This is a genomic window from Serratia sp. JUb9, from assembly GCF_014298095.1.
In the GTDB taxonomy this organism is placed as follows: domain Bacteria; phylum Pseudomonadota; class Gammaproteobacteria; order Enterobacterales; family Enterobacteriaceae; genus Serratia_B; species Serratia_B rhizosphaerae.
Map to the genome: position 1 here is coordinate 3,402,528 of NZ_CP060416.1, position 23,134 is coordinate 3,425,661.

General features: G+C 51.8%; 17 protein-coding genes. 4 read left to right on the forward strand and 13 right to left on the reverse strand.

Annotated features, from left to right (window positions below):
* Positions 1 to 339: 339 nt before the first annotated feature.
* The 8 genes from wcaJ to galU form a co-directional block, all read right to left on the reverse strand.
* Entirely contained in the window at positions 340 to 1,731 is a 1,392-nt protein-coding gene (wcaJ, locus tag HF675_RS16025) for an undecaprenyl-phosphate glucose phosphotransferase (protein ID WP_187043405.1), read from the reverse strand.
* A 108-nt stretch (positions 1,732 to 1,839) separates the two neighbouring features.
* The gene (locus HF675_RS16030; RefSeq protein ID WP_187043406.1) at positions 1,840 to 2,931 is read right to left on the reverse strand and encodes a glycosyltransferase; all 1,092 of its coding nucleotides are present in this window, start codon (positions 2,929 to 2,931) and stop codon (positions 1,840 to 1,842) included.
* Positions 2,932 to 2,950: 19 nt separating this feature from the next.
* The gene (locus tag HF675_RS16035) at positions 2,951 to 4,024 is read right to left on the reverse strand and encodes a glycosyltransferase family 4 protein (RefSeq protein ID WP_370569819.1); all 1,074 of its coding nucleotides are present in this window, start codon (positions 4,022 to 4,024) and stop codon (positions 2,951 to 2,953) included.
* 57 nt (positions 4,025 to 4,081) lie between these two features.
* Positions 4,082 to 6,235, reverse strand: a complete 2,154-nt coding sequence (locus tag HF675_RS16040; RefSeq protein WP_187043407.1) for a polysaccharide biosynthesis tyrosine autokinase — start codon at positions 6,233 to 6,235, stop codon at positions 4,082 to 4,084.
* Positions 6,236 to 6,247: 12 nt separating this feature from the next.
* A complete protein-coding gene (locus tag HF675_RS16045; RefSeq protein ID WP_269656299.1) occupies positions 6,248 to 6,685 on the reverse strand; it encodes a protein tyrosine phosphatase in 438 nt (145 codons plus the stop codon).
* A 141-nt stretch (positions 6,686 to 6,826) separates the two neighbouring features.
* Positions 6,827 to 8,140, reverse strand: coding sequence for a hypothetical protein (locus HF675_RS16050; RefSeq protein ID WP_187043409.1), 1,314 nt, complete (start codon positions 8,138 to 8,140; stop codon positions 6,827 to 6,829).
* Positions 8,141 to 8,487: 347 nt separating this feature from the next.
* Positions 8,488 to 9,381 carry a UTP--glucose-1-phosphate uridylyltransferase gene (locus tag HF675_RS16055; protein ID WP_187043410.1) on the reverse strand — a complete coding sequence of 298 codons (894 nt, stop codon included), beginning with the start codon at positions 9,379 to 9,381 and terminating at the stop codon, positions 8,488 to 8,490.
* Positions 9,382 to 9,428: 47 nt separating this feature from the next.
* Positions 9,429 to 10,328 (reverse strand): UTP--glucose-1-phosphate uridylyltransferase GalU, encoded by a 900-nt coding sequence (gene galU / locus HF675_RS16060; RefSeq protein WP_187043411.1) that lies wholly within the window; start codon positions 10,326 to 10,328, stop codon positions 9,429 to 9,431.
* A 671-nt stretch (positions 10,329 to 10,999) separates the two neighbouring features.
* On the opposite strand from galU, the gene HF675_RS16065 reads away from it, so the two are divergent.
* Complete coding sequence (locus tag HF675_RS16065; RefSeq protein WP_111737447.1) at positions 11,000 to 12,583, forward strand: TerC family protein; 1,584 nt, start codon at positions 11,000 to 11,002, stop codon at positions 12,581 to 12,583.
* Between the two features lie 33 nt (positions 12,584 to 12,616).
* Here the strand turns inward: HF675_RS16065 and dcuC are convergent, their stop codons facing one another.
* The 4 genes from dcuC to udk all read right to left on the reverse strand — a co-directional run bounded on the left by dcuC (position 12,617) and on the right by udk (position 17,390).
* Positions 12,617 to 13,975: an anaerobic C4-dicarboxylate transporter DcuC gene (dcuC, locus tag HF675_RS16070; protein ID WP_105230413.1), complete on the reverse strand. Its 1,359-nt coding sequence runs from the start codon at positions 13,973 to 13,975 to the stop codon at positions 12,617 to 12,619.
* Positions 13,976 to 14,165: 190 nt separating this feature from the next.
* A complete protein-coding gene (gene asmA / locus HF675_RS16075; protein ID WP_187043412.1) occupies positions 14,166 to 16,007 on the reverse strand; it encodes an outer membrane assembly protein AsmA in 1,842 nt (613 codons plus the stop codon).
* A 34-nt stretch (positions 16,008 to 16,041) separates the two neighbouring features.
* Positions 16,042 to 16,623, reverse strand: coding sequence for a dCTP deaminase (gene dcd, locus HF675_RS16080; protein ID WP_105230411.1), 582 nt, complete (start codon positions 16,621 to 16,623; stop codon positions 16,042 to 16,044).
* 125 nt (positions 16,624 to 16,748) lie between these two features.
* A complete protein-coding gene (gene udk / locus HF675_RS16085; RefSeq protein WP_015671637.1) occupies positions 16,749 to 17,390 on the reverse strand; it encodes a uridine kinase in 642 nt (213 codons plus the stop codon).
* Between the two features lie 219 nt (positions 17,391 to 17,609).
* Here udk and HF675_RS16090 point away from each other — a divergent pair, with 219 nt between their 5' ends.
* On the forward strand, positions 17,610 to 18,245 hold the full coding sequence (locus HF675_RS16090; protein WP_187043413.1) for a phosphatase PAP2 family protein: 636 nt from the start codon (positions 17,610 to 17,612) through the stop codon (positions 18,243 to 18,245).
* Between the two features lie 53 nt (positions 18,246 to 18,298).
* Here the strand turns inward: HF675_RS16090 and apbC are convergent, their stop codons facing one another.
* The gene (apbC, locus tag HF675_RS16095; protein WP_105230409.1) at positions 18,299 to 19,411 is read right to left on the reverse strand and encodes an iron-sulfur cluster carrier protein ApbC; all 1,113 of its coding nucleotides are present in this window, start codon (positions 19,409 to 19,411) and stop codon (positions 18,299 to 18,301) included.
* Between the two features lie 178 nt (positions 19,412 to 19,589).
* On the opposite strand from apbC, the gene metG reads away from it, so the two are divergent.
* Together metG and HF675_RS16105 are read left to right on the forward strand one after the other, a co-directional pair.
* A complete protein-coding gene (gene metG, locus HF675_RS16100; RefSeq protein WP_111737449.1) occupies positions 19,590 to 21,623 on the forward strand; it encodes a methionine--tRNA ligase in 2,034 nt (677 codons plus the stop codon).
* Between the two features lie 225 nt (positions 21,624 to 21,848).
* Positions 21,849 to 23,084, forward strand: a complete 1,236-nt coding sequence (locus tag HF675_RS16105; protein WP_187043414.1) for an MFS transporter — start codon at positions 21,849 to 21,851, stop codon at positions 23,082 to 23,084.
* Positions 23,085 to 23,134: the final 50 nt, after the last annotated feature.

The window sequence follows — 23,134 nt, forward strand, 5'->3', positions numbered from 1 at the left end:
ATAAAGGGCCATGACTTATTGCCATGGCCCTTTTTTATTGTGCTTTCTCTAGCGGAATCACAAGCGCTGCCGTAAGCATTCACCATAGATACAATCACAAACGCAGCATCACTCATAGGTCATGAGTCTCATCTTCCAGCTTGGCGGTGCTCTAACAGCCATCCCCCTCTTCCCCACACGCATCTACACATCCGCAATGAACAAATGGAATGATCTATCATCACAAGGCAGGATGGCAGGATTGTCAAAACCGTCGACAACATACAGGCTTAAAACGCACAAAGCCGCCCTAAGGCGGCTTTGCGTGAACGTTAGTTATACTTCCGTGACCGTCCCCCCCTAGTAGGCGGCCTTGTTAATAAACCCTTTGAACACCGTTAAGAAAATAATCTTTATATCGAACCAAAGTGACCAGTTGCGAATGTACTCCAGATCGTACTCAACACGCTTCTCCATCTTGTCCAGCGTATCAGTTTCCCCTCGCCAGCCATTTATCTGCGCCCATCCCGTGATACCAGGCTTCATTTTATGACGTAGCATATAACCGTTGATCAATTTGCGATATTGTTCATTATGTGCCACCGCATGTGGACGTGGCCCGACTATCGACATATCCCCTTTTAGAACGTTCACAAACTGTGGCAGTTCATCCAACGAAGTTCGGCGAAGAAAGGAGCCCAATTTGGTCACACGGGTATCACCTTTTTTAGCCTGTGTCACCGTATTGCCATTCTCCATAACTTTCATTGAGCGAAATTTCCAAACTTCAATAGCTTTACCATCAATACCGTAGCGCTGCTGTTTGAAGATAATAGGTCCTTCCGACGTTAATTTTACCAACGCAGCAATAATCAACAGCACAGGAGAAATAAACATCAGAATCAATAGCGAAAGGATAAAGTCCTCAACCTGTTTAATCAATGCATTGATGCCACTCATTGGCGTATCAAAGAGAGAAATCACCGGCACTCCATTAATTTCTTCATGCCGCGATTGTAATATATTAGAAGTGAACATATCCGGAATCAACAATACAGAACATTTAGTGTCTGTCAGTTTTGCTACCGTTTCGCGAATTTTTGTTTCTTCCGACATCGACATTGCAATATAGATACGATCGATTTTTCCCTGTTCTGCATCATTCACCAACTGGGCCAAATCACCGCACACGGGGATCTGTGTTGAGGAAACTTGCTCATCACTATAAATCCCCAGGACGTTAAAGCCCATCCAGTGAGCCTCATGTAAAGTTTCAGCCAGGTGAATACCGATAGGCAGCGAGCCCATAACCGCGACATTCCGCGTGTTGTATCCAACCTTACGCAAATAACCCAAGGCTAACCTGATGCAAAAACGTCCCAAAATTAATCCAATCAACACCATCCAATACCAGCTAAAGCGGAAGAGGTATTCGCTGTCTACGATATTAAACGTTGAAAGTATAAATATGCATAGAATAAAGCTTATAGTCCAGTTAATGAAGATGGCTTTCGTCTCTAAAACGCCCCTCACACCACGCCATGAACGATAAAAATCAGTCATCCCACCTATCATTTGAAAAATAACCAAAGCAGTCAAAAATGTGAGCAACTGAGTTAAATCAAATTTCACATTAAAAATGACACAACTTATGTACAATCCTAAAAACATAATGAATATATCAGAAAACCTCTGAAACATCGACGTCAAAGAGGCATTAGCCTGAATTGTGCCACGTTGATAAACACCCATATTCTCTTACCTGTTATTTTAATGAGAAATATAATATTTTGAGGATGAGGCAGATTAATTTTACAGAGTATTACTTAGAAAATAAGCCATTAGACGTAATAGATGAAATTAACTAATAATATCACTATAAATTTTATCCGTGGTATTAGTCATATTGTTGGCCGTAAATTTAGCCAGAAATAGTTGCCGAGCCTCTTGCCCCATAGCACGCCATGCTGATTTCGACGTTGACGTAATAATATCCAACAGCACCTCTTCATGATCCAATGGGAAGAGCCGGCCGGTTTTCCCTTCGATCACAACCTCAGGCAATGAGGTTGAGTCGCTTGCCACAATCGGTAAACCATAGCTCATCGCTTCCAAAGGCACCATCGCGAACCCTTCCCAGCGGCTGGGAATAATCAATAGATCGGCATGGGCCAGATAAGGAGCTAACTCCGCACTGCTCAACCAGCCGGTATAGGTTATCTGCGGCGACTGTAATGGCTGTACGTCAGTATTCAGCACCGCTCCACCAACGGCGGTAAGGTGGAAAGGCTTCCCCTCCAACTTTTTCACCAGTCTTTCTAAGATATCGAACCCTTTCTGATAATCAAAACGTCCAACAAATAGAAGATTAGTTACATCCGTTTGATACGGCGAAGCATATGCCGATTTATCATGTTCAATTACCGGAACACCGTTATAGACAACTTTCAGCTTGTTCTTTGGCAAACCGTATTTGACAGCCTCATCCTTTTCATATTGGCTGACACAAATAATTTCATCCGTGAATACAGCTAAGAATCGTTCAATAAATGCATAAATTTTTTTCTTCTTTTCTGTGCCCTGCATCAAAAAAGAGAAAGCGTGTGGACAATAAACCACCTTCGGGCGATAAAATGGACGCATTACCATCAGGGCCGAACGCGCAAGTACCCCAGCAAAAGAGCTGTGGACATGAACAATATCCGGTTTATGACGCATAATATGGCCAACAAAACTGCGTAGAAAGCTCATCAATGAAGCAAAGTTACGCCCGCTACGTTGGAATGTTTTAATATATTGCGCGTTTAAAGGCAAGAGTTCCTTGGCCTGCTCTTCCGGTACTAAACAGATTAACTCTTCAACATTAGATTTATCAGACTGGTGAATGGCAAGTTGCCGCATAACCGTAGCAACACCACCCTTTATTATTTCAGCCGCGTGGAGAATTTTCATCGGAATACAAACTGCCCCTTTATTTTAGCTGAGTAACCAATTTTGATATCACTTCTGCAGATGCTTGCCAAGAAAAACGACGAACATTCTCAAACCCTTTATGGGTGAGATTATCTCTCAACTCGGCATCATTAATAACTTTCTTCATGGCCTCGGCAATTTCCATACTGCTTTCCGGATCGAAATATAAAACACTATCAGCCAATACTTCTGGCATCGACGCCGTTTTTGACGAAATTACCGGACAACCACAAGCCTGAGCCTCCAAAGGCGGTATGCCAAAACCTTCATAAAAAGAGGGGAAGACAAAAGCCAAGGCATTATTGTAGAGGTCGACTAACTCACTATCATCCACCCGACCAAGAAACTTAACTTTATCGTTGCTCGTAGCCTGGCTCTCTAATGATTGCGGTAAAAACACACCAGATGCCTTACCAATAATTTTCAGTGTCACATCAGGGGAGGCCAACTTGGCATAGGCCTCGATCATACCGTGGAAATTCTTATGATAATTAGGCGAAGAGACTGCTAAAAGGTATTTTTCGGCACCGTCCTCTCGCTGAGAACCAGGTTTGAATGAGTTACTCACAGCATTATAAACGACGGAAACTTTATCTTCAGGAAACCTGTACGCCTGGCAAACCTCTCCTTTAGAGAAGTTACTTACGGTAATAAGGTGTCGACTTCCCTTTAACATTAACGGAGTAAATAAATTATAAAACAAGCGGAATTTTTTAGAGAAGCTTTGTGGATAGCGTTTGTAAGTTATATCGTGATGAGTAACTATTTTATTTTTATACAGGATAGGCGCGGTACTGCATAGATTAAGTAATAATGGTGAGCCTTTTGACTTTAGATAACGCGGTAAGTCTATTTGTTCCCAAAGATGCCCAGTTCTCTCTCCAATAACCTTGACGTCTAGCTTTCTAGCCACCTCTTCTCGCAATATCCCTGGAGGTGAAATAAATACTATGTCACTTATTTGATCCTTTAACGCCAGGCTGATTTCCTCAGCAAATCGTTGTACACCGGTCATTTCCTGAGTAAGAAAACGAGCATTTACATATAGCATTTTAATCGCCTCAATTAACACCTGGATTGATCAATGACGTCAGGCCGACGCAACCATACGCCGGCCCGGGAACATCAATTAATCCTTCTTACTTTCATAGGTATAATAATCGTAACCATAGTAGCCAGAAGTACGTTTTTCCTGCGCGTTGAAGATAACGCCACGAATATCTACGCCGCTGTTTTCGAAACGACGAATACTCACTTCAAGTTCTTTCGAGGTAGTTACATTACAACGGGCAACCAGCATATTAGTACCAGCCATGCGACCGATAATTGATGCATCAGTTACCGCCAGAATAGGCGGGCTGTCGATCAGAATCATGTCGTAACGCTCGGTCGCCCACGCGATTAATTTGGTAAACCACTCGCCCATCAACAACTCTGAAGGATTAGGTGGAACCTGGCCACGCGGTAAAAAATCCAAGCCGGCAACGCTGGTCGAACGGACAGCGTCTTCTATATTAGTCTGGGCGGACAACACCGCCGACAGGCCTTTTTTATTATTGCTATTAAGCACCTCATGCAAACGGCCCCGACGCATATCGCCATCGATCAACAGGACTTTTTCGCCCGATTGAGCAATCACCACAGCCAAGTTGGCACAGACGAAGGTCTTACCAATCTCCGGGGAAGCGCCGGAAACCATCACCACCTTGTTTTTCGCCTCCATCATGGCGAAGTGTAAGCTGGTACGTAAGCTACGGATCGCTTCAATTGCCAGATCGGCCGGGTTAGCCTCAGCCAGCAACAAACCGTTCTCTTTCTGGCGATGTTTACCCCGATACAGTAACAGGTCTTTTTTCTGCTGCACTTCCGAAATTGGAATACTGGCATACACATTGACCCCCAGCTCTTCAATTTGGCTCGGGCTCTGCAGTGCTTTATGCAGTAATACCTTCAAGAACACCAGGCCAACCGAGAAGAATCCCCCCAAGAGTACAACTAAGGCCACCAACAGCGTCTTCTTCGGAGCTATAGGCTTAGGCATGGTGACGGCGCCATCAACAATACGCACATTACCAATAGTACTTGCCTTGCTAATGCTTAATTCTTGCTGCTTATTCAGCAAGGTCATGTAAATTTCCTGGCTCGCCTGGACATCACGAGTCAAACGCAGAATCTCTTGCTGAGTTGCAGGCATCTTGCTGATGCGTTTATTAAACTTCTCTCTTTCCGCTACCAGCGTTTGACGTTTATCCATCAAGGCGCGATAGGCTGGGTGATCTTTGGTATACAACTGAGAGATTTCAGCTTCTTTCAGCGTCAGCTCATTCAGTTGAGCTTCAACACCGACAACGGAATCAAGCAATGACTTGGCTTCCAAAGACATATCTACTGAATCTTTCTGCTGACGATAAGCGTTCAGCTTATTCTCCGCATCATCCAGCTGCGAACGTACCTTAGGCAGTTGCAGTTCAAGGAACTGCAAGCTTTTCGCCGCTTCTTCCGACTTACGCTCGACATTCTGCTGCAGGTAGTTACGGCTGATGCTATTGAGTATTTTGCTGATCAGCTCTGGGTCTTCGCCGCTATATGTCAGACCAAGAACACCCGTGTCTTTTCCTTTATCCGCCACGGACAAATTGCTGGCCATATCGGCTAAAACGGCAAGCTTGGTGCGTTTAACCACGGCAAACTCAGTACCTTCCGGTGCATCGGTGTCACTCACCAACAGCGAAACACCATGTCCAGAAGCCAATTTGCCTATCTGCCCCTTAAGAACAGCATCACCATCCAGCGATAACTCATACTGTCCTTTGTCCAAGATACGCAGCGTAAATTCTTCACCCAGCAAACTGTCGGGAACATTCAAACGCGTCAGGGCTATTTTTGCAGGTTCATGCCCGTTGATTCTCGCCCAACCACGGCCAAAGATCGGGAAATATTTTTGTTCGACGTTGGTCGACAAATCAAGCTCATCAGCCGTTTTACCCATCACGAGGCGGGACTGAATCAATTCGATTTCTGCATCGCTTTGCGGCTGGCTATCCGGCAGCATCGACGAGATGTCGTTGAGCAATGAATTACCCGCATTTTTCTCAACCTGAATCAATGCAGTGCTTTCATAAATAGGTGTAGCAAAATTCACATAGGTCAGTGCCGCCACGGCGAACAGACCTACAATTCCACATATCAGCCACTTGTTATGCAGCAACTCACCAAATAATCTATGCAGGTCTATTTCTTCAGATAGCTCTTTTCGGCCTTGTGATAATACTTTCTCTGACATAAGCATCTCATTTTAAGAGGTTAATAATTTTGCCCATTTATCGGCCGAGCGAAGTAAAAGTTGAAAAGTTCTGTCAAACGCTTCTTGGCTTTTGCGATATGGATCATCTATTTCCATTTGATTTAGCCAATGACCAAACAGCATTGTTTTACCGCGAACTTCCGGCGCTAAATTGCCAACGGCATCAATGTGTTTTTTCTCCATGACCAAAATCAAATCATACTCATGACACAATGAGGAAGTCAGCTGCCGTGCCACATGGCCCGATAGCGACACTCCATTTTTCTCTGCAGCCAAGCAGGCATGTGAGTCAGCGCCATGTCCCGACAATGCATGTAAGCCTGCAGACGCCACTTCCTTTGAGGGAAGGCGCTCTCTCAGTAAAGCTTCTCCAGTAGGCGAGCGGCATATATTGCCCACACACACCACCAGGATTGATTCAAATTTCATAATTGCCAATTCCTGAGAAATTGTGTTCCTTGACTCATGCTCGCCATCATCTGATGGAATAAAACGTTATTGGAGCACGTCTTCAGTTCATAATTCAACCACCGCATAAAGCCAATCATATCTCCTTGATACATAATGATTTTACACTCTCATCGGGTCATCTCTCACTGGGTTGTCGCTCCGCTTTGCTCGTCTAGTGTGTAGTAGTGATACAATAATGAAGCTATAAAGAATAACATTACATGGGAAATTGGAAAAAGTGTTGTTAATAAAGAAATCCGCTCCCAAAGTATAAAAAAGAAAAATAATAGCAATATTATCAAACTTACTGCTTTGCGAGCAGAAGTACAGTAACAACATCAGTAGAACAGATACGTACAGCAACGCACCAAGGAATCCATAATTACTCATCAAATAGATATAGGTGCTATCCAATGCTTTACTTTTAAGTTTCAGTTTTTCATTCGGCCCCATGGTACCATTGGTTCCTACCCCTAATCCGGTATAGAAACTGTCACGATTCTCCATGTCTTTAATAACATCCGAATGTTGCAGAGAGCGTAAATAAATAGAATTATAGGCAAAAGGTTTATATTTCGTCCCTGCCAGAGCATCATATACTGTAAAGGTATTAAACACGAACCCCATAAATAAGAATGTCACTACTGCAGAAAAAAGATAAATCATCTTTGATCCACGCAACCTTTTAAAGAAAGTGTAGACCACCTTAGTTACCAAATAGATAACCAAAGCAATCATCGCGGTTTTATACGTAGTCAGGATCAAGGCGCTGACCATAATGGCAAACAACACCCATTTCTTTAAACGCGTATAAAATCCACTTTCCAAAACGCAGACGATACCAAAGAAAGTTAAAGTACCTGCGTTGATAAACGTTGTCATTGTTCCCATCGCGCGTAAACTTCCGAGCGCGTTATCGAGTCGGATCCCTGACTTACCACCAGAGTTATTAAACTCCTCAATTTGCAGCGTCGCCATAAAAGCCGATGGGAACATACTTTCAATATAAATAAAAAATGAGTTAATCGTGGCGGTAACAACCACCAACTTGATCATTTTTTTATAAAACTCACCAGTATCCTCCTGGTCGCTTAATATTATATAAAGAGAAAAAGCGAACAGCAGAGGTACGACATCGTTTTTTATCTGATAAGCAACTAACAGGGTGTTAGTATTAATAGAGAATAAAAAATACAATAAAAAAGCAGGAACCAGCAGAAGGAAAAGACTTGCTAATTTTGTTAATGCTATATTCTTCCTTAACAAGGCACTAAAAACAGATAACAGAAGAATACCGATAATAATAGCTTCTTTCCATATCCTTAATACAGGGTTATCAAGCTTAACTGAAATTAAAGAAACAACACCTGAAAAGGTAAAGATAAAGAGCGACCAAAGTGCAAATTTCTGTAACCTTTTCTCTGTAAGTAACATAATACTAAACTCGCAGCTAGTGAATTATAATTTAAACTATATTGATTTGCACTTTAATAAACTCACATGGTCATCTCATCTACCCTGACTAACCAACAATCCCTTCACGCCGAATAATACCCGCTAGCAATCATCATCATGTACGAGAACGTACGCAAGTCTAATATCAGCCTATCCATCAACAGCTACCCAAAACTCGCGCTTTGTGAGAACAAAATATGCAACAAGCCTCCGATCTCAGGAGGCTTCAGCATTGACAATCCCGACGATTATTCAGTCAAGTCAGCCCAATTCCCAGGCGCATCAGAGATACACTTACGGCTTAGTATAAACGTAAAGTATAGTTTTCAGCGAACCATTTTCTCAGCCCATTCACGAAACGCTTGCCCCTGAGTCGGATGACGAAGGCCATAGGTCACAAAGGCACGTAAATAACCCATTTTTTCACCGCAGTTAAATGACTGCCCAACCAGTTCAGTGGCTTCTACCGGCTGCTGTCTCAACAGCTCGGCAATCGCGTCCGTCAGTTGCACGCGTCCCCAGGCGCCCGGCTCGGTTCTTTCAAGAATCGGCCAGATATCTGCGTTAAGCACATAACGGCCCACGGCAGAGTAATTAGACTTTAACTGCACATCAAGACCCGGTTTTTCAATAATGGACGTCATCCGGGAGCTCTCGCCCGGCTCCAGCGTGTCCGTCTCACATTCAACAACCGAATAATCATGCAGCACATGTTCGTCTGCCGTCTGCACCAGTACCTGACTCAGCCCTGTCTGTTCGAAACGGGCGATCATATGCGGCAGATTATCCTTGCTCAAGTCAGCTTGCGCATCATCAAGCAATACATCCGGCAACAACACGACAAAAGGAGAATCCCCGACCAATGGCTTGGCGCACAGCACTGCATGGCCCAAGCCTTTCGGCTGTCCCTGGCGAATATGCATCAGCGTTACCCCTTTCGGAGTGATTGACTGTACTTCATCAAGCAACTGGCGTTTGACGCGCGCTTCCAGCATCGCCTCCAGCTCAAACGAGGTATCGAAATGATTCTCAATGGCATTCTTTGACGAGTGCGTAACCAAAATGATCTCTTTGATCCCGGCGGCTACGCATTCATTAACGATATACTGAATGAGCGGCTTATCGACGATCGGCAACATTTCTTTTGGAATAGCCTTGGTTGCCGGCAGCATGCGCATACCGAGGCCGGCAACGGGAATGACAGCTTTCAACTTCGTCATGGTAATCCTCTTTCAATCTTGTGATCGTTTTTAAGCCAACAGCGAAACTATTTGCTTTCCAGAGTCTGCTTCAGCCACTGGCTGAACCCTTCACCTTCGGAAGTATGGCGTAGGCCGTATTGTACGAAGGCCTTCATATAGCCCAATTTATCACCGCAGTCGTGCGACTTGCCACTCATATGGAAGGCTTCCACGGTTTCCTGCCCCATCAGCATGGCAATCGCGTCGGTCAGCTGAATTTCGTCACCGGCGCCCGGAGGCGTTTTCTCCAACAGCGGCCAGATATCCGCCGACAGCACATAGCGCCCGACAACAGCCAGGTTAGACGGTGCTTCTTCACGAGCTGGCTTCTCCACCACCGCAGTCATTGGCGCGCTTTCACCAGCCGCCAGCGATGCGCCGCCGCAATCTACCACGCCGTATTTGGATACATCTTTCTCCGGCACTGGCTCAACCATAATCTGACTATAGCCCGTCTGCTCGAAACGCTGCAGCATTTTAGCCAGGTTCTCTTTACGCAGATCAGCCGTAGCATCATCCAACAAAACATCCGGCAGCAAGACAACGAAAGGCTCATCGCCTACCATCGGTTTAGCACACAATACCGCATGGCCCAAGCCTTTAGCCTGCCCCTGACGCACCTGCATCACCGTCACATCCGGCGGGCAAATACCCTGAATTTCTGCCAACAGCTGGCGCTTGACCCGCGATTCCAATACCGCTTCCAACTCAAAAGAGGTGTCAAAGTGGTTTTCAATCGCATTTTTGGAAGAGTGGGTAACTAAAACAATGTCTTTGATCCCAGCCGCCACACATTCACTGACGATATATTGGATAAGTGGCTTATCGACCACCGGCAACATTTCTTTAGGAATGGCTTTCGTTGCAGGCAGCATTCGCGTACCCAATCCAGCTACCGGAATCACTGCTTTCAGTCGTTTTTGCATGCTTTAATCCACCAACAAATTACAAAATAAGAGTCACGGATACAGGCTAAATCAGCGTTCCAGTGGGCAACATCGGAAAAGTCCATGTCATGCCCGCTAATCCGTTAAATTCTCTGGTGAGAAAGTCTTCAGACACGCTACCGCCCTTGGCTTTCAGCTACCAATGCACTGTATACACGTTCATGTGGCAAACGGATGGTTCCCATCACGCCTGGTCAGTCAACTCATGTGCTCTGGGGCATTTAATGCCGAGCATGTCACAAAAAAGTAAAAAAGCTCTACGTCCTTTATAACGAAACGGTGATACTTGTTCACTTTTATATATGGCTAAGATTCTTATACTAATGACTAACTGAAACAAGCCTTAGATAGGCTCAGACAAGTCTTTTCAGAATAAGACTACTTATTGCTAAAAAACCTAGGGTTTCACCCCCTCAATATAACCGTAACCAGATGATAAATATAATTTTATTTTGCCATAAAAGCCTTAAAAAGGTCATTGGTTAACCGTTAATCGTGCGGATAAGCGCCAATTGTTTTCGGTATATGCCGCGTAAGCTCTCCCCGTATTCCCCCAGCCCAAGACCAGATTCACAGTTGAATTTTACCGACGCTACACGCATCCTTCTTTATGGGGATAGCCCCGTAAACTCAAAGGTATAATCAGACTTATGGAATGGATCGCCGATCCGACAATCTGGGCAGGTTTGGCCACGCTGGTGGTGTTGGAAATCGTCCTGGGGATAGACAATCTGGTGTTTATCGCCATTCTGGCGGAGAAGCTCCCCAAAGAGCAGCGCGACAAGGCGCGGGTGGTCGGCCTGTTGCTGGCGTTGCTGATGCGTCTGGTGCTTCTCGCTTCCATTTCCTGGCTGGCTACCCTGACCAAACCCCTGTTTGCCGTACTCGGCCATCCGTTCAGCGGCCGCGATCTGATCATGCTGGTCGGCGGTATCTTCCTGCTGTTTAAAGCCACCATGGAGCTGAACGAAAGGCTGGAAGGAAAAGACGAAGAACAGCATGGCCGGCGTAAAGGCGCCCGCTTCTGGCCGGTGGTGGCGCAAATCGTAGTATTGGATGCGGTCTTCTCTCTGGATTCGGTGATTACCGCAGTCGGCATGGTCGATCACCTAGCGGTGATGATGCTGGCGGTGTGTATCGCGATCGGTCTGATGCTGTTGGCCAGCAAGCCGCTGACGCGCTTTGTCAATGCACACCCCACCATTGTGATTTTGTGCCTCAGCTTCCTGCTGATGATCGGCTTCAGCCTGGTGGCTGAAGGTTTCGGCTACCACATTCCGAAAGGTTACCTGTACGCCGCCATCGGCTTCTCGGTGATGATTGAAGCGCTTAACCAGCTGGCGCAGTTTAACCGTCGCCGCTTCCTGTCGCAGGTGCGGCCGCTGCGTGAACGCACAGCGGAAGCGGTATTGCGCATGTTAAGCGGCAGGCATGAAGATGCGGAAATCGACCGCGACGCCGCGCAGCTGATCCCTGACAGCGACGAAGGGAAAGAGATTTTCAACCAGCAGGAACGTCATATGATTGAGCGGGTGCTGGGCATGGCGCAGCGCACCGTCAGCAGCATCATGACCTCGCGTCATGATGTTGAATACCTGGAGCTCAACGATCCGCAGGAAAAGCTCAGGCAGCTATTGGAAAGAAACCAGCACACGCGCATCGTGGTGGCCGAAGACAGCGCCAGTGACGAACCGCTCGGTGTGATACACACCATCGACGTATTGAAACAGCAGTTGGCTCAGCAGGAGCTTGATCTGCGCACGCTGATCCATCAGCCGCTGATCTTCCCGGAACAGCTGACGCTGCTCGGTGCACTGGAACAGTTCCGCCAGGCGCAAACCCACTTTGCCTTTGTCGTCGACGAGTTCGGTTCGGTGGAAGGCGTAGTCACCCTCACCGACGTGATGGAGACCATTGCCGGCAATTTGCCGGAGGCTGGCGAAGAGCTGGATCCACGGCATGATATTGAGCAATTGGAAGACGGCAGCTGGATAGCCAACGGCTATATGCCACTGGAAGATCTGACAATTTATCTGCCGCTGCCGCTGGAGGAAAAACGAGAGTACCATACGCTGGCCGGGCTGCTGATGGAGCACTGTCAGCGTATTCCACAGGAAGGCGAGCAGTTGACCATCGGCGACTATCTGTTTGAGCCGCTGGACATCAGCAGCCACCGCATTATCAAGGTGAAAATCACCCCGCTTCAGCAGCCGGACCCTGATTACGAAGTGTAAATAGCCGGGCGCCGCACGCCCGGCGCAAGAACGTTACAGCCGTACCGGCACCAGGATTTCAGTGGCGACAATCACCACAATAAGCCCGACGATCACCGGCACCGAGGTGCGTTTGACCACTTCCATCGGCGAGATTTTCGCCATCCCCGCAACCGCAACCACCACGCCGGAAACCGGCGACAGCGTGCGGCCAAGGTTGGAAGCCTGCAGCATTGGGATTACCAGGTAAGCCGGATTGACGCCCATTTGCGCGGCGAGTTTGGGGATCAGCTCCACAAACGCGTAAAACGGCGCATTACCGGAACCGGTGGCCATCGCCGCCAGCATGGTAATCGTCACCAGCACCAGCATCATGATAATGCCGCCGGTACCGAAGGACTGCGCGGTATCGATCAGACCGCTGATAAAGCCGACGGTGCTCAGCCCTTGGGCAAAGACGCCTGCCGCCACCAACAGCATCACCACGCCGGCGAACGCATCCGCCATGCCGCGGTAAGCCACTTCCAGCCCGCTGAACACGGCTTTGGCGTCAAAGCTGCGGATAAACTCAATCAGCGCGGCCAGCAGCATGCACAGCACCAGCACGGTAATAATATGCAGTTCCGGCCCCCACTTGCCGTCGAAAACCAGCACGCCGAGGATCGGCGTAAAGGGCAAAATGGCGTAAAAGCCGGGCGCCGTCGTCACAATCTCGCTGACGTCCATCACGTGATGCTGTTCGTTGCTTTTCCTGTCCAGATAACGCTGCCAAAAGAAGTGTGCAATGGCCATACAGGCAATGGCAGCCACGGAGATCGGCAACGTGGTTTTAAAAGCGAAGTCCACCAGCGGCATTTCCGCTGCTTTGGCCGCCAGCACCACATCGCCGGAGGTCGGAGCCAGAATGATCGCCGCCGGCGAGGCGCAGATCGCCGCCGCCGCGCCGCGGCTGATGCCCACATTGACCATCAGCGGGAACAGCGTCGCCATCAGCAGCACGCCCAGCCCGGTCGCCGACGACACGGCCAGCGACATCAGACAGGCAACAATATAGGCGGCCACCATCAGTACATAAGGGGAGTTGATCATCTGCAGCGGGCGGGAGGCCAGCTTGACCACCATATCGTTAGCGCCGATATGCGTCATATAGGCGGCAAAACCGCACAGCATCATGATCATCATGCCGAGATCGCCACCGCGGCTCATCAGCAGGATTTTGACGTACTCAATAATATCCGTGGCGCGCCAGCCGGTTGAACTTGCGCTGGCCGGCAGCACGCTTTTACCCATCAGCGCACTGATGATCAACAGTATCAATCCGCCGACCAGCAGCACGCCGGTGGCCGAATACCCTTTGATGATATAGCGCACGACGCCTGCCGCTACCCCAACCCCAATCAGAAGCTCAATCATAAACCCTCTACGTATAATTATTAGCTGCCCATGACGGCCCGCAGAACCACGCTCCACTGTGCCCAAATTAACTATACGGGAATATGATTTTTATCAAAGTTGCAATCAGAAACTATCAGGGAAAAACGATAGATGGCGGGAAAACTGTACGCCGATGCGGGCCGTAGTTCAGCCCGCATCGACAGAGGTCTTACAGCTTATCGAGCAGTTTTTTCAGATCCTGCCCGCTGCGGGACTCTTTATTCTTTTCGGCCCATTTGTTCAGCGCATCCTTGGCGCGATCCTGCAAGGAGTTACGCAGAACCTGATCGACCTTCAGCTGATAGTTCAACTGCTGCCACGGCCCGTACACGCGCAACGGGATCGGCGTTTTCTGCAGCTGTTCTATCAGTTTGCTGCTTCCCTGCCAGCCGCCGGTCACCTGTACGTTCAGCGTAATGTCGCACTGCTTCTCCGGCAGGTTCAGCTGGCCGCCGCCGTTAAAGTTCAATAGCGATGACTGCGCATTCAGTTCACGCAGCGTCACCGCTCCGTGGTTCAGGTTCGCCTTGGCCGCCAGCTGTTGCACCTCGGTATAGCGCTGGTACTTATCCTGCCCACGCACGCCCCGCTCATTGCGCGCCACCGCCTGCTGAATCAGTTGCTGAATATTCAGCCCGTGCAATTGGGCATTGGCCACCGCCAGCTGCGCGCTGCCCTGCCAGCTATGCAGCAAGGCGTCGACGGCCAGACGATCGCCGCTCAGTGCGCCGTTCATCGTCAGGGTTCCGGTCATAAATGATGGAATATCAAACGCTTTAAATACTGTCGCCAGGTCAATCTGCTGCAAACGCGGCTGTACCTGGGCGACGGTTTTATCGCCACGCACGTCCAGCGAGCCAGGTAAGGAGAAATCACCGCCGGCAACCTGCCCTTTCAGGGTTGGCATCGTCACGTTGCCGCGCTGATTATCGGCCTGCAGTTTCAGATGCGCGATATCCATACCGCGGTAAGTCAGCCGCTCGGCACTCAAGTCAAGCTTGGCATCAAAATCACGCAGCGCCTGCAGATCCCGCTGCTGCTCCGTGCCGCTGGCAATCACCGGCCCGGCGGTCATCGCCCGCACCGGCTGCGCGTCGCTGCCGCCGCTACTGTTATGCCAGCCGGAAAGCGCGTCCAGATTCAGGTTCGGCGAACTCAGGTTCAGGACATAGTCAGGAATATCGCCAAGACCGACGCTGGCGCTGCCTGCAAACTGGCTGTCGTTGGCGCTAATCTGCAGCTGGTTGAGCGTCACCCGGCGCGGCGTCTGCTGATACAGCGCCTGTAGCGTCCCCTGACCTTTAATGCCGCCCACCAGAATATCGGCGCCTTCAAGCTGATAGTTGAACTGGCTGACCGTGGCGCTGGCCTGACGCGGATACTGGCTCAGATCCAGCTCGGCCGTCAGGTTGACGCTCAGATCGCGCTGATCGCGATTGATACGGCTGTTCAGTTCCAGCTCTGCCTGGCGGTCGCCGCTGCGCTGCAGCGAGAGGTTGATATCGCGGACGTTAATCTGCTCATTATTGGCGCGCTGCCAAATCAGCAGGCTATCCACCACCTGCAGATTATCAATATCGAATTTCCAACTCGCGGCGGGTGACTCTTCAGCATTGTTGCCGCCCGGCGCAATCGGCGCATCCGGCAGGCTCTGTTCTTCAGAGTCCGGCGTAAGACGAATCACCGCGTTCTTCAGCATCACCTGCTTTACGAACAGCTGGTGAGAGATCAACGGCAGCAGTTTGACATCCAGACGCATATTGTCCGCACTGACAACCGGTGCTTTGGCGCCCGGCGCGGTCAGCGTCATGCGGCCGGATAGAATGCTCAGCTGCGGCCAAACGTGCCAGCGTAAATCACCGTCTAATGTCAGGTGATACCCGCTGCGCTGTTCGACCTTTTTGATCATGTAGCTGCGGAATTCATTCGGGTTGACCAGCAGCACCAGCGCAGACATCCCTGCCACCAGCACTACCAGTAAAATCACCAAAGTCGTCAGTAATCGTCTCATGCCTTCCTCTTGTCAGCACGGCGTCCGCACGCCGTTAGTCCTTGTCGATGCGGCTGGCTACAGCACCCTGCTGGTCCTTATATTTTGCATCTTCGCGGCTGTGGTAAGGCCGGGCGGCAGGGCCGGAGAGCGGCTCAAAGCTCAGCGCGCCGATCAGCATGCCCGGACGCAGCGCCAGCGGCAGCTTACCTGAATTATAGAACTCCAGGACAATGCGCCCGTGCCAGCCGGGATCGATACGGTGCGCGGTGACGTGCACCATCAGCCCCAGACGCGCCAGTGAAGAGCGGCCGTCCAGCCAGCCGACCAAATCATTCGGCAGCATGACCGATTCCAGCGTCACCGCCAGCGCCAGTTCGCCCGGGTGCAGGAAGAACGCTTCCCCTTCAGGCAACACGATTTCATCGCTCATCACGCGATCCAGCGCCGCGCTGACTTCATCCTTCGGCCCGCTCAGATCGATAAAAGCGGCGGTATGGCCACGGAATACGCGGAACTGGTTGCCCAAACGGACATCCACTGTGGCCCCGCTAATGCGCTCAATCGGCGGTCGCGGCGTAATCGCCAGTTTCCCGCTATCCAGCCAGGCTTCGATATCGCGGTCGCACAGTCTCATCTCTATTCTCTCCATCAAGAAGGCGCGTAAACAACAAAAATTGCCATACAAAGGGCAAAAGGTCTACGTCAGGACGTAAATAGTTGACGCCGGACCAGAAAACAACGCTCCGGCCCGGCGACGGATTATTCAAAGAACTGACTGATTTTGGCTTTCAGAATATCGATCGCAATGCGGTTCTTACCGCCGCGCGGCACGATAATGTCGGCATACTGTTTGGAAGGTTCGATAAACTGCAGGAACATCGGGCGCACGGTTTTCTGATACTGCGCCATCACGGAATCCATCGAACGACCGCGTTCATTGACGTCGCGCTTCATGCGACGCATCAGGCAGATATCCAGCGGCGTGTCGACGAAGATGGAGAAGTTCATTTCCTGGCGCAGACGCGGGTCGGTCAACAGCAGGATCCCTTCCAGGATAATCACCTTTTTCGGCTCCAGATGCACCGTTTCGGTTTTACGCGTGTGTTCGGTGTAACTATACAGCGGCAGCTCGATCGGCTTGCCCGCCTTCAGCATCTGCAGATGCTGGAACAGCAGGCTGTGGTCCATGGCGCTCGGGTGGTCGTAGTTGGTTTTGACCCGCTCTTCCATGGTCAGGTGGGTTTGGTCTTTGTAGTAACTGTCTTCAGGGATCACGCCGATGTGTTCATCGCCGACCTGTTCGCGGAGTTCACGATACAACGTACTGGCGATAAGGCTTTTCCCGGAGGCAGATGCGCCAGCTATACCAATAATGACGCACTGATGCGGCTTGTCAGTCATAAAATTAAAGACCTGAATTCGTAGTGTGTTAGGGGGGGACATAAAACGCGACAATTATAGGGAGTAAGCGCCCGCCGCGCCACTCTATTGTCGCCTTGCGGCGACGAAATGCCGTGTTTTTTCAGCCGTATTTAGGAACTTTGTCGATTGGGCGACGCTGCAACACAGGGTAAACTCACGGCCAAACGCATTATTCCGATTCGCGGGATAAGTGAGTAAATGGAGAATTTCCCGTTGGATTGGTATTTTCTGACCTTTTTCGGCGACAGCATGCTGCTGCTGCCCACCGCTTTCATTTTGTTCCTCGTCTTGCTCTCTTCGGCCGCGACCCGCCGCGCCGGCTGGCAGTGGGGCTTTATCTTCGGCGGCGTCGGCGCAATCGTCTGCGCCTCCAAACTGGCCTTTATCGGCTGGGGCATCGGCAGCGCCGAGTACGACTTTACCGGCTTCAGCGGCCATTCGGCGCTCTCCGCCAGCATCTGGCCGGCATTTCTGTGGCTGATAAGCGCCGGTAGCCGCCCGCTGCTGCGGCGCATCGCGGTGCTGCTGGGCTATCTGCTGCCGCTCGCCATCGGCTGGTCGCGGCTGGTCATCCACGTCCACTCCACCTCTGAAGTGGTCACCGGCCTGATACTGGGGCTCTCCGCCAGCACGCTGTTCCTGCTGCTGCAGCGCCGCAGCAGCCCGCCGCGGCTTGGCGCGGTCAAAACCCTGATTCTGCTGGCGCTGCCGGTGCTCTTGATGGGTCACCGCCAGCCGGCGCCAACGCAAAGCCTGCTGGAAAAAATAGCGGTCACCCTGGCGGATCGGGAACACCCCTATACCCGAGCAGATTTGCATAACCTTCTGAAATAATTCAGCATAAAAAACCGGCGCGCAGCCGGTTTTTTTATTTTGTTGCAGGCGGCTCACACCGCGCGGAACGCAATCTCCGTCGGGATCGCCTCTCCCTGCCAGTACATCTGCGCCGCCACGCGTCCCGCCAGTTGGCGATACATCTCGGCAAACTCGCTGTCCGGACGGCTTACCACCGTCGGCTGGCCGCGATCCAGATCTTCACGCAGCGAAATATGCAGCGGCATCTGTCCCAGCAGGCGGCTGTGGTATTTCTCCACCAGCTTCTCCGCCCCGCCGGTGCCGAAGATCGGCTCATGATGTCCGCAGTTGCTGCAGATATGCACGCTCATGTTTTCCACAATGCCCAATACCGGCACCTGGACTTTTTCAAACATCACGATGCCCTTCGCCGCATCCAGCAGTGCGATATCCTGCGGGGTGGTGACCACCAGCGCGCCGGTGACCGGGATATTCTGCGACAGCGTCAGCTGAATGTCGCCGGTGCCCGGCGGCATATCCAGCACCAGGTAATCCAGATCCGGCCACAGGGTATCCTGCAACAGCTGCATCAGCGCCTTGCTGGCCATCGGCCCGCGCCAGACCATGGCGTTGTCATCGGTCACCAGATAGCCGATGGAGTTGGTCGCCAGGCCGTGCGCCATAATCGGCGCCATATGCTGGCCGTCCGGCGAGGTCGGGCGTTCATGTTCCGTACCCAGCATGTTGGGGATCGACGGGCCATAGATATCCGCATCCAGGATGCCGACCTTGGCGCCTTCCGCCGCCAGCGCCAGCGCCAGGTTTACCGCGGTGCTGGATTTGCCTACCCCGCCCTTGCCGGAGCTGACGGCGATGATATTACGCACGCCGTTGACGCCGGCCTGCGCGTTGGCGCGTTTCAGCGTGGCGATGTCATGTTTCAGTTTCCAGTCGATAGCCTGCGCGCCGGTCACGCGCAGCAATTCCGCGCTCACGCTGTCCTGCAGCGCCGCAAAGCCGCTGTTCCAGGCAAACGGCATGGCGAGTTCGATATGCAGCACGTTGTCCAGCAGCGCGCAGTGGTGAATCGCTTTCAGCGCCGTCAGGTTATTTTTTAATGTCGGGTGTTCAAAGGCGGCCAGTACACCGGTCACCAGGGCGCGCAGAACTTCGGGGTTGGTCTGCTCAGGGGATTTTGCGTTCATCCCGGCTCCTCGATTGAAATAAATGCAAGTGAATAGCGTCAATCTCAAGCATACCAGAACTCAGGCGCGCTGACTCGCACCGCAACGTCGCCATCGTGGTATAGCCCTAGCCGCGAGGCGTGCGATCGGTTAACATCGAAGGCCCTTTTTACTCACTACAGAAAGCAAGTTCTTAACTATGGCTCAAGTCGCGAAAAAATTATTGGTGACGTGCGCGCTACCGTACGCAAATGGTTCCATCCATCTCGGCCACATGCTCGAGCACATCCAGGCAGATATCTGGGTTCGTTACCAACGAATGCGCGGCAACGAAGTTCATTTCATCTGTGCGGACGACGCGCACGGCACGCCAATCATGCTGAAAGCCCAGCAGCTGGGCGTTTCGCCGGAAGATATGATTGCCGAAATGAGCCAGGAGCATCAGCAGGATTTCGCCGGCTTCAACATCAGCTACGACAACTACCACTCGACGCACAGCGATGAGAACCGCGAGCTGTCCAGCCTGATCTACCGCCGCCTGAAAGAGAACGGCTTTATCAAGAACCGGACGATTTCTCAGCTGTACGATCCGGAGAAAGGCATGTTCCTGCCGGACCGCTTTGTCAAAGGCACCTGTCCGAAGTGTAAATCACCGGATCAGTACGGCGACAACTGCGAAGTGTGCGGCGCCACCTACAGCCCGACCGAGCTGATCGAGCCGAAGTCTGCGGTTTCCGGCGCCACCCCGGTGATGCGCGACTCCGAACACTTCTTCTTCGACCTGCCGTCCTTCAGCGAAATGCTGCAGGCGTGGACGCGCTCCGGCGCGCTGCAAGAGCAGGTGGCGAACAAAATGCAGGAGTGGTTCGAATCCGGCCTGCACCAGTGGGACATCTCCCGCGACGCGCCCTATTTCGGCTTCGAAATTCCCGACGCACCGGGCAAATACTTCTACGTCTGGCTGGACGCGCCAATCGGCTATATGGGCTCCTTTAAGAACCTGTGCGACAAGCGCGGCGATCTGGACTTCGACGAGTTCTGGCGCAAGGATTCCACCACCGAGCTGTATCACTTTATCGGCAAAGACATCGTCTATTTCCACAGCCTGTTCTGGCCGGCGATGCTGGAAGGCAGCAACTTCCGCAAGCCAACCAACCTGTTCGTTCACGGCTACGTGACGGTTAACGGCGCCAAGATGTCCAAATCGCGCGGCACCTTTATCAAGGCCGGCACCTACCTGAAGCATCTGGACGCCGACTGCCTACGCTATTACTACGCCGCCAAGCTGTCTTCACGCATCGACGACATCGACCTCAACCTGGAAGATTTCGTGCAGCGCGTCAACGCCGATATCGTCAACAAGGTGGTCAACCTGGCGTCACGCAACGCCGGCTTTATCAAGAAGCGTTTCGACGGCCGACTGGCGGACCAACTGGCGGATCCGGCGCTGTATCAGACCTTTACCGACGCAGCAGCCAGCATCGCCGACGCCTATGCCAGCCGCGAGTTCAGCCGTGCCGTGCGTGAAATCATGGCGCTGGCGGATCTGGCCAACCGCTACGTCGACGAGCAGGCGCCTTGGGTAGTGGCGAAGGAGGAAGGCCGCGACGCCGACCTGCAGGCCATCTGCTCGATGGGCATCAACCTGTTCCGCGTGTTGATGACCTACCTGAAGCCGGTGCTGCCGTCGCTGGCGCAGCGCGCCGAAGAATTCCTGAACTGCGAACTAAGCTGGGACAGCGTGCAGCAGCCGCTGCTGGATCATCAGGTCAACGCCTTTAAGGCGCTGTTCAATCGTATCGAGCTCGACAAGGTTAACAACATGGTCAACGCCTCCAAAGAAGATATGGCCGCCAGCCAGGCGCCGGCAGTCACCGGTCCGCTGGCGGACGATCCTATCCAGGACACCATCACTTTTGACGACTTCGCCAAGGTTGATATGCGCATCGCGCTGATCAAAAGCGCCGATTTCGTTGAAGGCTCGGACAAACTGCTGAAGCTGCAGCTGGATCTGGGCGGTGAAAACCGTCAGATCTTCTCCGGCATCCGCTCCGCTTACCCGGATCCGAAGCAGTTGGAAGGGCGTCTGACCATCATGGTCGCCAACCTGGCGCCGCGCAAAATGCGCTTTGGTATTTCCGAAGGCATGGTGATGGCCGCCGGCCCGGGCGGGAAGGAAATCTTCCTGCTGAGCCCGGACAGCGGCGCGCAGCCGGGCATGCAGGTGAAGTAACGCCGTTATCACACACCAAGGGTCGAGCCAGCTCGGCCCTTTTTTATGGCCGATAAATAGCCATATTTTCACCAAAAAAATCCCCCTGAAAGGGATGTTTTATCCTGCCATTCCCCTCCACGCCGGAGATTGCCACCGTTTCGCACTTTCCGTACCGCCAGCCGCCGCCAATGGGCTATGTTATCAACTCCAATTTGACGACCGTATGCATCCACAGGTGCTGTTATGAAGGGATTCCCCCCGCTGATCAATACGCTGTTGGCCACCTCGCTGGTGCTGACCATCGGCCGCGGCATCACGCTGCCGTTTATCGCCATTTACCTGAGCGAACACTTCCGTCTGTTGCCCACCGGCGTTGGCATCATCCTCGGCTGCAGCCTGAGCATCGGCATCATCACCAGCCTGTACGGCGGCTATCTGGTGGACAAGTTTAGCAAAAATACGCTGATGATCGCCGCCATCCTGCTGTACGGGCTGAGCTTCTTTCTGATGCCGTCGATCGCACGGCCCGGCGGCATGGTGGCGATTCTGGCGGTATTGCATACCACCTATTCGGTGCTGAATATTACCATCAAGGCCTGTTTTGCCGAATGGCTGCCGGTTGCGCAGCGTACGCGCGTCTTCTCCATCAACTACACCCTGATCAACGTCGGCTGGGCGGTCGGCTCCTCGCTTGGCGTCTGGGTAGCCGGCTTCGGGGTTCTGCTGCCGTTTTACCTGTCCGGCGGCCTGACGCTGCTGGTGGTTATCGTGCTGCATTTCCGCCTGCGGCAGCCGCAACAACCACCGAAAACGGCAGGCACCACCGCGCCCCTGCCTGCCAACTTTCGCCAGACGTTTGGCATCCTGCGCCGCGACCACCGGCTGCTCTACTTTACCCTCGGCAGTACGCTGGGCGCGGTGGTATTCGGTCAGTTTACCGGCTATCTGTCGCAGTATCTGATTATCGCCACCAGTGCAGAGTTCGCGTACCGGGTTATCGGGCTGGTGATGCTGGTTAACGCCTGCATGGTGATCGCGCTGCAGTATCTGATGAGCCGCGGTATGCGTCAGGACAATATGCTGCGCTGGCTGGCATTCGGCACGCTATTCTTCGCGATCGGCCTGCTGGGCTTCGCCCTGGCCGGGAACTCGTTGTGGCTGTGGGCGCTGGCGATGGCGGTCTTCACCCTGGGCGAAATTATCGTCATCCCGGTGGAATACATGTTTATCGACTTTATTGCGCCGGCGCACCTGAAAGGCAGCTACTACGGCATGCAGAACCTCAGTAACCTCGGCGGCGCGATCAACCCGGTGCTGTGCGGTTTTCTGCTCAGCTACGCCGCACCGCCGCTGATGTTTGCCATGCTGATCGCCGCAGCGCTGTTCAGCCTGTTGTTCTTTTGCCTGGGCCACCGGCTGGCGCAGCGTCAGTCGGCGCAGCCGTTGGTCGAACAGGAGTCATCTACAATTAACCCATAACGTCAATAGCCCGGATGGGCATGGTTGAGATAACGATTATTCATGGTTGG

Excerpts from the sequence above, each read along its gene's own strand:
- galU (WP_187043411.1), bottom strand. The coding sequence starts at position 10,328 with ATGCAAAAACGACTGAAAGCAGTGATTCCGGTAGCTGGATTGGGTACG.
- HF675_RS16090 (WP_187043413.1), top strand. The coding sequence starts at position 17,610 with ATGGAGAATTTCCCGTTGGATTGGTATTTTCTGACCTTTTTCGGCGAC.
- asmA (WP_187043412.1), bottom strand. The coding sequence starts at position 16,007 with ATGAGACGATTACTGACGACTTTGGTGATTTTACTGGTAGTGCTGGTG.
- dcuC (WP_105230413.1), bottom strand. The coding sequence starts at position 13,975 with ATGATTGAGCTTCTGATTGGGGTTGGGGTAGCGGCAGGCGTCGTGCGC.
- HF675_RS16105 (WP_187043414.1), top strand. The coding sequence starts at position 21,849 with ATGAAGGGATTCCCCCCGCTGATCAATACGCTGTTGGCCACCTCGCTG.
- HF675_RS16065 (WP_111737447.1), top strand. The coding sequence starts at position 11,000 with ATGGAATGGATCGCCGATCCGACAATCTGGGCAGGTTTGGCCACGCTG.
- apbC (WP_105230409.1), bottom strand. The coding sequence starts at position 19,411 with ATGAACGCAAAATCCCCTGAGCAGACCAACCCCGAAGTTCTGCGCGCC.
- HF675_RS16040 (WP_187043407.1), bottom strand. The coding sequence starts at position 6,235 with ATGTCAGAGAAAGTATTATCACAAGGCCGAAAAGAGCTATCTGAAGAA.
- HF675_RS16055 (WP_187043410.1), bottom strand. The coding sequence starts at position 9,381 with ATGACGAAGTTGAAAGCTGTCATTCCCGTTGCCGGCCTCGGTATGCGC.
- dcd (WP_105230411.1), bottom strand. The coding sequence starts at position 16,623 with ATGAGACTGTGCGACCGCGATATCGAAGCCTGGCTGGATAGCGGGAAA.
- udk (WP_015671637.1), bottom strand. The coding sequence starts at position 17,390 with ATGACTGACAAGCCGCATCAGTGCGTCATTATTGGTATAGCTGGCGCA.
- HF675_RS16050 (WP_187043409.1), bottom strand. The coding sequence starts at position 8,140 with ATGTTACTTACAGAGAAAAGGTTACAGAAATTTGCACTTTGGTCGCTC.
- wcaJ (WP_187043405.1), bottom strand. The coding sequence starts at position 1,731 with ATGGGTGTTTATCAACGTGGCACAATTCAGGCTAATGCCTCTTTGACG.
- metG (WP_111737449.1), top strand. The coding sequence starts at position 19,590 with ATGGCTCAAGTCGCGAAAAAATTATTGGTGACGTGCGCGCTACCGTAC.
- HF675_RS16045 (WP_269656299.1), bottom strand. The coding sequence starts at position 6,685 with ATGAAATTTGAATCAATCCTGGTGGTGTGTGTGGGCAATATATGCCGC.
- HF675_RS16030 (WP_187043406.1), bottom strand. The coding sequence starts at position 2,931 with ATGAAAATTCTCCACGCGGCTGAAATAATAAAGGGTGGTGTTGCTACG.